At 25.5% G+C, this 699-nt stretch carries 2 protein-coding genes; one reads left to right on the top strand and one right to left on the bottom strand.

The features are described 5' to 3' along the window. Positions 1–164: 164 nt before the first annotated feature. Entirely contained in the window at positions 165–332 is a 168-nt protein-coding gene (locus EZH24_RS13060) for a type II toxin-antitoxin system HicB family antitoxin (RefSeq protein ID WP_137999449.1), read from the top strand. Between the two features lie 103 nt (positions 333–435). Here EZH24_RS13060 and EZH24_RS15190 read toward each other — a convergent pair. Then, positions 436–699: hypothetical protein (locus EZH24_RS15190; protein WP_236847269.1), on the bottom strand; the 264-nt coding region annotated here is incomplete at its 5' end.

Raw genomic sequence — 699 nt, 5'->3', positions numbered from 1 at the left:
ATTTTTTGCTTTATCATTTTTCATGGCGAATATTATATATGTAATAAATATAATATCAATATAAAAATACATCGTAATTTAATTATAATCTAAATTTTGACAAATAAAAATATTCTGTTATAATATTATTTATAAAAATCATAGGTTTATTTTAGGTTTATTTAATGAATAAAAAATTTTTTGCTTATATAGAATATGATAAAGAAAGCGAAGTTTATGTGGGTTATATTCCTTCGGTAAACGGAGCGCATACTCAAGCCGACACATTAGAAGAGCTTAATATAAAATTAAAAGAAGTTTTGGATTTATGCCTTGAATGTAGACGAATATAACGATTTAATAAAAAAATTATAAATTATTACTTCTTTTACCAAAAATAAAAAACCGAGCCTTTAATCAAAAAAGAACTCGGTTTTATTTTCGAGCAAATATTTTTTATTTTTTATACTCCAAATATATCCTGTTATTATAATCTATTGAGTTTGCTGCAAAATTTACTAATACAGTATTATTAGTAGTATTATATGTGACAAAGAAATATGAAACACCAGACGGTTGAGTAACAGTGGCTTCTCCAGAAATACTCGTAGCATTACTTGCAACCTGACTCTCATTTGGGGAGCTATTGTAAGTATACCAACTTTTTACGGTAATACTGTAGTTTGTAGTGGGGTTCTTATTATCAATAAGAACACTATA

The sequence above is a fragment of the Brachyspira catarrhinii genome, from assembly GCF_005518285.1.
Lineage (GTDB): Bacteria > Spirochaetota > Brachyspiria > Brachyspirales > Brachyspiraceae > Brachyspira > Brachyspira catarrhinii.
The sequence above is the reverse complement of the archived record's forward strand: the minus strand, read 5'-3'. Positions and strand labels throughout refer to the sequence as shown.